The following is a 7,970-nucleotide window of genomic DNA, read 5'->3' as shown; positions in this document are numbered from 1 at the left end:
TCGTCCGGGGAGGGCGGGGGCTGCCGGACCTCTGCGGGCTTCAGGGCAGATCTCTGCCGTCGCCTGCCGGTCATCCTCCCTGGTCCTGCCCTGACCGTTTACCTTGCCTCTGCATGTATGCGGCCGTCATGACGTTTATCTTCCGACGCCGCCCTCGTACAACCCCATACGACGTCTCAGCCGATACCTGTCAGAGATAACGCGCCCTGTATCCGTTCCCTTAACTGGCCTTTTCCAGCCATGTCATGATAAACGCAGCAACCTCTCCGGGCTGGTTGATATCCACGGTGGGCACATGCGGCTTCCGCGACAGGTCGTCAGTGACAACCGCCACGACATGCTCATCCAGCAGATCGACCAACTCCCCTTTAACACCCGATCGCCAAAGCACGATTTTGGGCACGGGCTCATCTTTGAAGCCTTCCACTAGCACCAAATCCAGTTGTGTACTATCCATTCGTGAGGCTAACGCTCTTAGACTAACGGGCTGCTCTGGCGTTTCACACATCATCGCCCAGCGCCGATCGCTGGCGACAATAACCTGATCGGCACCGGCTTTTCGCAGCCGATAGCTGTCCTTACCTGGCGTATCAACATCCATCTGATGATGCGTATGTTTGATCAGTCCTGCTCGTATTCCCTGCGCTTTCAACAGCGGTATAACCTGCTCAAGCAGCGTGGTTTTACCGGTTCCGCTCCAGGCGACAATCGCTAATAACGGGACGGGCATGATGATTTCTCCCGATTAACCAGATCGTCAGGCGTATTAATATTGCGGAAAGCTGATTCCGCATCACTGAACAGTACGGGATGCCCACCCTGTTCACGCATAAATTGCATAAGCCTGCGTTCACCACGTAACAGGCCCGCTTCAAGATCGCCGATCAGCGCCCGATTCATCAGCGCCAGAGTCGGATGATCACGTTCGGATGACTGCACCCAGACAACAGGTGCGCTGTTACGCTGCTGCCAAAGACGCGCAACAAAATCGCCGGGAATATCAGGTGTATCGCACGCGCAAAACGCAACCCACTCAGTAGGACTGTTTCGCAAACCGCTCAGCATACCTGCCAGTGGTCCGGGATAGTCCTGCATGGTGTCAGCCACGACCTGACAACCACTTATCTGATAACGATCAATGTTACGGTTGGCGCTTATTAACACAATGTCTACCTGCGGCTTTAACCGCTGAAGAACATGCTGATAAAGTGGTTTACCTTGCAGCATTATTAACCCTTTATCCTGTCCTCCCATACGGCGACCTTGTCCACCTGCAAGGATTACCCCGGTAATTGCTGTCATTTTCGTCTCCTGACTCAAATCTGGACGATACTCACATTGCGGCAGCGGACCACCTGCATAAAGGAATCATCATGAAAACGCATCGGCTGAGTGAACTGCTCGAACTCCTGCAACCAGCCTGGGAAAAAGAACCTGATCTTAACCTGCTGGCATTTTTACAAAAACTGGCTCAGGCGTCCGGTTTCGTTGGCCCATTAAGTGAATTAAGCGATGACATATTGATTTATCATCTAAAAATGCGTGATTCTGCCAGCCATGATCAGATTCCCGGACTGAAAAAAGATTATGAAGTTGATTTTAAAACGGCGCTGCTGCGTGCACGTGGAGTCATTAAAAATGATGAGTAGTGTTATCCTTAGCCGTTCACAGTAAAGATAAGCACAGGGATAACCATGAGTGATGCCGCCTTTAATTTTCAAACGCTCAATCCAGATGTCCTGCTTGATGCGCTTTGGGAAACAGGTATTCGGGTAGACTCCGGTCTTACTGCCCTGAACAGCTACGAAAACCGCGTTTATCAGTTTAGCGATGATAACAGGCAGCGCTATGTGGCCAAGTTTTACCGACCACAGCGTTGGTCTGCTGAGCAGATTACTGAGGAGCATCAGTTCTCTCACGATTTACTCGGCGATGAAGTGCCCATTGCTGCGCCCCTGGTTCTTAAGGGTAATACGTTGCAACAGCATGCGGGTTTTTACTTTGCGGTTTTCCCCAGCCTCGGGGGCCGACAATATGAAACCGATAACGACGATCAGATGGAATGGGTTGGGCGCTTCCTGGGCCGCATGCATCAAACTGGCCGAAAAAATCTGTTCCGGCATCGCCCCTCAATGGGACTTGATGAATATCTGGATCAGCCCCGGGATGTGCTGGCAAACGCTGAACTTGTGCCCGCGTCGCTGCGCAGTGCATTGTCAGAGGCCGTCGATAAGCTGGGTATGACACTCCGTCAATGCTGGCACGACAACTGGCAGCCGTTACGATTACATGGTGATTGCCACCCAGGCAATATCCTGTGGCGGGATGGCCCCCTGTTTGTCGATCTCGACGATGCCCGCAATGGCCCGGCCGTTCAGGATCTGTGGATGTTGATCAGCGGCGATAAGCAGGAGCAGCGGATCCAGTGGGATATTCTGCTGGAAGCCTATAGTGAATTCAGTGATTTCGATATTAACGAATTGTCACTGATTGAACCTTTACGTGCGATGCGCATGATTTATTATCTGGCCTGGGTTGTTCGCCGCTGGCAGGACCCCGCCTTTCCGCGCGCGTTTCCCTGGATGACCGATGAGGATTTTTGGCGCAGGCAAATTTTGCAGTTTATCGAGCAGGAAAAGGTGTTGCGGGAACCCCCGTTGCAGCTGACCCCGCAATTTTAATGACAAGTCAGGAGAGTTTTCCCCAATGAAGAAAATATTTTTTGCACTGATGGGTTTGGTGCTGGCCTTCAGCGCATCTGCTGCACAATTCTCTGAAGGTAAACAATATGTCAGCCTGCCTAAGCCGGTTGCCGGTGAACCGCAGGTCATGGAGTTTTTCTCATTTTTCTGTCCTCACTGCTACCAGTTTGAAGAAATCTATCATGTCAGTGATGCGGTGAAAAAGAACCTGCCAGCGGATACCAAAATGGTTAAATACCATGTTGATTTCCTGGGCGGCGAGCTGGGGCCGGTTGTCACGCACGCATGGGCTGTGGCCATGGCGCTGGGGGTTGAAGATAAAGTCACGGCACCTATTTTCGACGGTATTCAGAAAACCCAGACCATTACCGATCCCGCCAGTCTGAAAGACGTTTTCATCAAAGCCGCAGGCATTACCTCTGAGCAATATGATTCGGCCTGGAACAGCTTTGCAGTAAAAGCGCTGGTTGCCCAGCAGCAAAAAGCGGCCGCTGATGTGGATCTGCGCGGTGTTCCCGCTATCTTTATTAACGGCAAATACATGGTTAATAATGGTGGACTGGATACGAGCTCAATGGAAAACTTCGTGGCGGATTATGCCAACGTTGTTAAATTCCTGGTCGAAAAGAAATAAGCGTTTTTTGCTATCATCTTCCGCAAAACGCCAGCATTCGCTGGCGTTTTCTTTTGCCATCACTCACCTTATCTCTGCTGGACTGGAGAAGCACAGTTTTTCTATCCACACAAGCAGACATGCCGTCAAAAATCACGATCACATCACGGTTTTGTTTTAAGTTACTAATTTTAAACAAGTATCATTGCTGGCTGGGATCGCTATGATATAAATAAATGATTGATATGATTTTTACGCACAAAGTTATCCACAGGAAGATCGTTACGATCCAAAAGGCTGCAGCACCAAAAAAACAACTTCCCGTTTGTCTTGATTAACCCTTTTCGCCAAGGTGTGGCATCCTTATAGACCAATCCATGGCAACGAAGAATACACAGACATATGGCGCAAATAGCAGAAAACCCCCTGATTTTGGTTGATGGCTCATCCTATCTTTATCGCGCGTACCACGCTTTCCCGCCGCTGACGAACAGTGCAGGAGAGCCTACCGGTGCTATGTATGGCGTGCTGAACATGCTTAAAAGCCTGTTGGTTCAATACAGCCCTACACATGTTGCTGTGGTGTTTGATGCTAAAGGCAAAACCTTCAGGGATGAGCTGTTTGAACATTACAAATCTCATCGCCCGCCCATGCCCGACGATCTGCGGTCACAGATTGAGCCGTTACACGAAATGGTGCGTGCGATGGGATTGCCTCTGCTGGCCGTCAGCGGTGTCGAAGCGGATGATGTGATTGGTACGCTGGCGCTAGAAGCCGAAAAAAAGGGTTACTCTGTCCTTATCAGTACGGGCGACAAAGATATGGCGCAGCTGGTGACGCCAGCGATAACGTTAATCAATACGATGACTAACACCATTCTTGGGCCGGAAGAAGTTGAGCAAAAGTATGGTGTGCCACCCACCTTGATCATCGATTTTCTGGCGATGATGGGCGACAGCTCAGATAACATTCCAGGCGTACCAGGCGTGGGTGAAAAAACGGCTCAGGCCCTGCTACAGGGACTGGGAGGGATGCAGTCGATCTACGATAATCTCGATAAAGTTGCCGATCTTTCATTCCGTGGTGCCAAAACTATGGCCACAAAGCTGGAACAAAACCGCGAGGTGGCGTTTCTCTCCTATCAACTTGCGACCATTAAAACGGATGTAGCGCTGGATCAGCCTTGTGAGGCGCTCACCGTCGGTGAACCGGATATTCAGGCCTTGCAGGCGCTGTTTAGCCGTTACGAGTTCAGGCGCTGGTTGACCGACCTGCAAGAGGGAAAATGGCTGCAGGGTAAGAAAAGCAACCGACAGGCCCAACAGGTTCTTGTCGATGAGCCTGTAAAGGCGGAAGCCACAAGCGTCTTGTCTGCCGAGGGTTATGTCACCATCCTGGATCAGCAAACGCTGGACAACTGGGTTGAGAAGCTGAAAAAAAGCGACGTTTTCGCGTTTGACCTTGAAACCGATGCGCTGGACACGTTAACAGCCAACATTGTGGGTCTCAGTTTCGCCATCGCGCCAGGCGAAGCGGCTTATCTTCCTGTCGCGCATGATTATCTTGATGCGCCCGAGCAGCTTGATCGCGATGCGGTGCTCGCACAGCTCAAACCGCTGCTGGAAGATCCTGATGTCAGCAAAGTGGGGCAAAACCTCAAGTACGATCGCGGTGTCCTTAAGAACTACGATATTGAGTTAGCAGGCATTAAATATGACACCATGCTTGAGTCGTACATCCTGAACAGCGTGGTGGGCAAACATGATATGGACAGCCTGTCGGCACGCTGGTTGAATCATAAAACGGTCACCTTCGAAGAGATCGCCGGTAAGGGTAAAAATCAGCTTACGTTTAATCAGATTGCCCTTGAGCAGGCTGCGCATTATGCGGCAGAAGATGCTGACGTCACGTTGCAGTTGCACCTGAAGATGTGGCCTGAGCTTGAAAAAGAAGCCGGCCCGAAAAAGGTGTTCGAACAGATCGAGATGCCGTTGCTCAGGGTCATTTCGCGCATTGAGCGTAATGGTGTGTTGATCGATCAGGCCATCTTAGCGCAGCACTCAAAAGAGCTGACAGCGCGCCTGGCTGAACTGGAACGTGAAGCGCATGAACTGGCGGGCGAGCCGTTTAATCTCTCTTCCACGAAGCAGCTGCAGGTCATCCTGTTTGAAAAGCAGGGCATCAAGCCCACCAAGAAAACGCCGGGTGGTGCGCCGTCGACCAGCGAAGAAGTGCTGGCAGAGCTGGCGCTGGACTATCCATTACCGAAAGTCATTCTGGAGCACCGTGGGCTGTCAAAACTGAAGTCCACGTACACCGATAAGCTGCCGTTGATGATCAATCCTGTAACCGGCCGCGTGCATACGTCTTACCATCAGGCCGTCACCGCGACCGGACGTTTATCGTCTACCGATCCTAATCTGCAAAACATCCCGGTGCGGAATGACGAAGGACGGCGCATTCGCCAGGCCTTCGTAGCAGGCAAGGGCAACCGCATCGTCGCGGCGGACTACTCGCAGATTGAACTGCGTATCATGGCCCATCTGTCGCAGGATAAAGGCCTGCTGGACGCGTTCTCGCAGGGAGAAGATATCCACCGGGCTACCGCAGCGGAAGTGTTTGGCGTACCGCTCAGTAAGGTGACGGGTGAACAACGTCGCAGCGCGAAGGCCATCAACTTTGGTCTCATCTACGGTATGAGTGCATTTGGCTTATCCCGCCAGCTGAATATCGGTGCAGGTGAGGCGAAGAAATATATGGATCTGTACTTCGAGCGCTATCCAGGCGTCCTGCGCTACATGGAAAATACGCGTCAGCTCGCCGCGAGTAACGGTTATGTCGAAACGCTGGACGGGCGTCGCCTGTGGTTGCCTGACATCAAGTCCAGCAATGCGATACGACGTAAAGCGGCAGAACGCGCCGCAATCAATGCCCCCATGCAAGGAACGGCGGCCGATATCATTAAACGCGCGATGATCGCGGTTGATAACTGGTTACAGGAACAGCGAAGCGACGCAGTGAAGATGATTATGCAGGTGCACGATGAACTGGTGTTCGAAATCAAAGAGGAGGCCGTTGAAGCGGCCAGTAAGCAGATTCGTACGCTAATGGAAGGCAGTATGGCGCTGGATGTGCCCTTACTGGTTGAAGTTGGGGTAGGGGATAACTGGGAGCAGGCACACTAGGTAAGCAACCGGCGCTGACGTGATGCGTTAGCGCCCGGTGAGAAACGTGGCCCGTTCAACCATTCAGGTTTTCTCAGCATCATGAAGGAATGACTGACTCTGCCTCCACCATTTTTTTGATAATTTAACTACATGTCATCTTCATTTTTGTGACGAGCATAGTAAAAAAAGTGGCGGAAAATGAATGGGAGTAACAAAAAAACCTTTGTTGCTCACAAAAAATCAGGTAAAGTTCGAGGCGTAGGGTACAGAGGTAAGATGTTCTATCTTTCAGACCTTTTACTTCACGTAATCGGATTTGGCTGAATTTAGCCGCCCCAGTCATTCTGTGACTGGGGCGTTTTTTATTGAGCTTTTTGCCCGGCCTTATGCGTCACTGTCCTGATCGTCCACTGCGGGTTCCAGTTCACTAAACCAGCTATTCAGCTTGTGGCGCACTTTATCAACGCCAATCTTTTTCAGCGATGAGAAAACTTCCACCTGCACATCTCCCATGAAAGCCAGCGAGGCTTCCTTCACCATATTAAGCTGGGCCTTACGTGCGCCAGATGCGAGCTTGTCGGCTTTCGTCAGCAGCAGCAAAACAGGAATACCGCTGTCAACGGCCCACTGAATCATTTGCTGATCCAAATCTTTAAGAGGGTGACGAATATCCATCAGTACCACCAGGCCTTTTAATGCCTGGCGTTTTTGCAGATATTCTCCCAGTGCCCGCTGCCACTTGAGTTTCATCTCTTCCGGCACTTCGGCATAGCCATAACCGGGTAGATCGACGAGGCGCTTACCTTCGGCCACCTCAAACAGGTTAATCAACTGCGTACGACCGGGCGTTTTACTGGTACGCGCCAGGCTTTTTTGGTTGGTTAACGTGTTTAAAGCGCTGGATTTCCCCGCATTAGAACGGCCAGCGAACGCCACTTCAATGCCGGTATCAGAAGGTAAATGGCGGATATCAGGCGCGCTAAGGATGAAGCGGGTGACATGGTAATTCAGTTCAGACAAGGTAGTACTCCAGAAACGCATTAGGGCAATGGCGCTGATTATACGCATTATGGCGGGAAAGTGCTCAATACCATTGTTCAGGGCTCCCTGTAAGACATTTGCCATAAATCTTGCAAGTTATGTCGCTTTTTAATTAAAAAATTAAAAAAATAAATGATTAAAATTCAGTGCATTATACTAAAGTACAGGTTTTTCGCTCAAACACCATACAAGTATTACTTGAGCCTTTTACCAATTGGTCTACATTATTCAGCAGTGCAGGACAGCATTCATCAGGATGATGCGCTCAGGAACGTTGGGATAACGAAGAGCGACAGGAAAGGAAATGGTCAGGGATTGCGGACCAGAAAAGGAAAAGGATGAGCTCCGGAGTTGAGCAGGCGCAGGATTAACCGGGATGTTGTGAGCCGAAACGGATTTGAAACATGATTCCTTCTGCCGAAGGTATGAAATAAGGCGACAGCTTG

Annotated in this window: 7 protein-coding genes; 4 read left to right on the top strand and 3 right to left on the bottom strand. The window is 50.8% G+C overall.

The features are described 5' to 3' along the window. Positions 1–220 precede the first annotated feature (220 nt). Together mobB and mobA are read right to left on the bottom strand one after the other, a co-directional pair. Positions 221–730, bottom strand: a complete 510-nt coding sequence (mobB, locus tag RAC60_RS20680; RefSeq protein ID WP_205955822.1) for a molybdopterin-guanine dinucleotide biosynthesis protein MobB — start codon at positions 728–730, stop codon at positions 221–223. Continuing rightward, on the bottom strand, positions 712–1,302 hold the full coding sequence (mobA, locus tag RAC60_RS20675) for a molybdenum cofactor guanylyltransferase MobA (RefSeq protein WP_033738021.1): 591 nt from the start codon (positions 1,300–1,302) through the stop codon (positions 712–714). Before mobA ends, mobB begins: the two co-directional genes overlap by 19 nt. 71 nt (positions 1,303–1,373) lie before the next feature. Here mobA and RAC60_RS20670 point away from each other — a divergent pair, with 71 nt between their 5' ends. The 4 genes from RAC60_RS20670 to polA all read left to right on the top strand — a co-directional run bounded on the left by RAC60_RS20670 (position 1,374) and on the right by polA (position 6,501). Beyond that, positions 1,374–1,649, top strand: a complete 276-nt coding sequence (locus RAC60_RS20670) for a YihD family protein (RefSeq protein ID WP_006121318.1) — start codon at positions 1,374–1,376, stop codon at positions 1,647–1,649. A gap of 45 nt (positions 1,650–1,694) precedes the next feature. Continuing rightward, on the top strand, positions 1,695–2,681 hold the full coding sequence (locus RAC60_RS20665; RefSeq protein ID WP_006121320.1) for a serine/threonine protein kinase: 987 nt from the start codon (positions 1,695–1,697) through the stop codon (positions 2,679–2,681). 25 nt (positions 2,682–2,706) lie between these two features. Continuing rightward, positions 2,707–3,336 carry a thiol:disulfide interchange protein DsbA gene (gene dsbA / locus RAC60_RS20660; RefSeq protein WP_006121321.1) on the top strand — a complete coding sequence of 210 codons (630 nt, stop codon included), beginning with the start codon at positions 2,707–2,709 and terminating at the stop codon, positions 3,334–3,336. Positions 3,337–3,717: 381 nt separating this feature from the next. Further along, positions 3,718–6,501: a DNA polymerase I gene (gene polA, locus RAC60_RS20655; RefSeq protein WP_375094240.1), complete on the top strand. Its 2,784-nt coding sequence runs from the start codon at positions 3,718–3,720 to the stop codon at positions 6,499–6,501. A gap of 366 nt (positions 6,502–6,867) precedes the next feature. Here polA and yihA read toward each other — a convergent pair whose 3' ends face one another. Further along, on the bottom strand, positions 6,868–7,503 hold the full coding sequence (gene yihA, locus RAC60_RS20650) for a ribosome biogenesis GTP-binding protein YihA/YsxC (RefSeq protein ID WP_006121326.1): 636 nt from the start codon (positions 7,501–7,503) through the stop codon (positions 6,868–6,870). Between the last annotated feature and the right edge of the window lie 467 nt (positions 7,504–7,970).

The organism is Pantoea sp. BR_17, assembly GCF_041955125.1.
Taxonomy (GTDB): domain Bacteria; phylum Pseudomonadota; class Gammaproteobacteria; order Enterobacterales; family Enterobacteriaceae; genus Pantoea; species Pantoea stewartii.
This window is presented reverse-complemented; position numbering and strand designations above follow the sequence as displayed.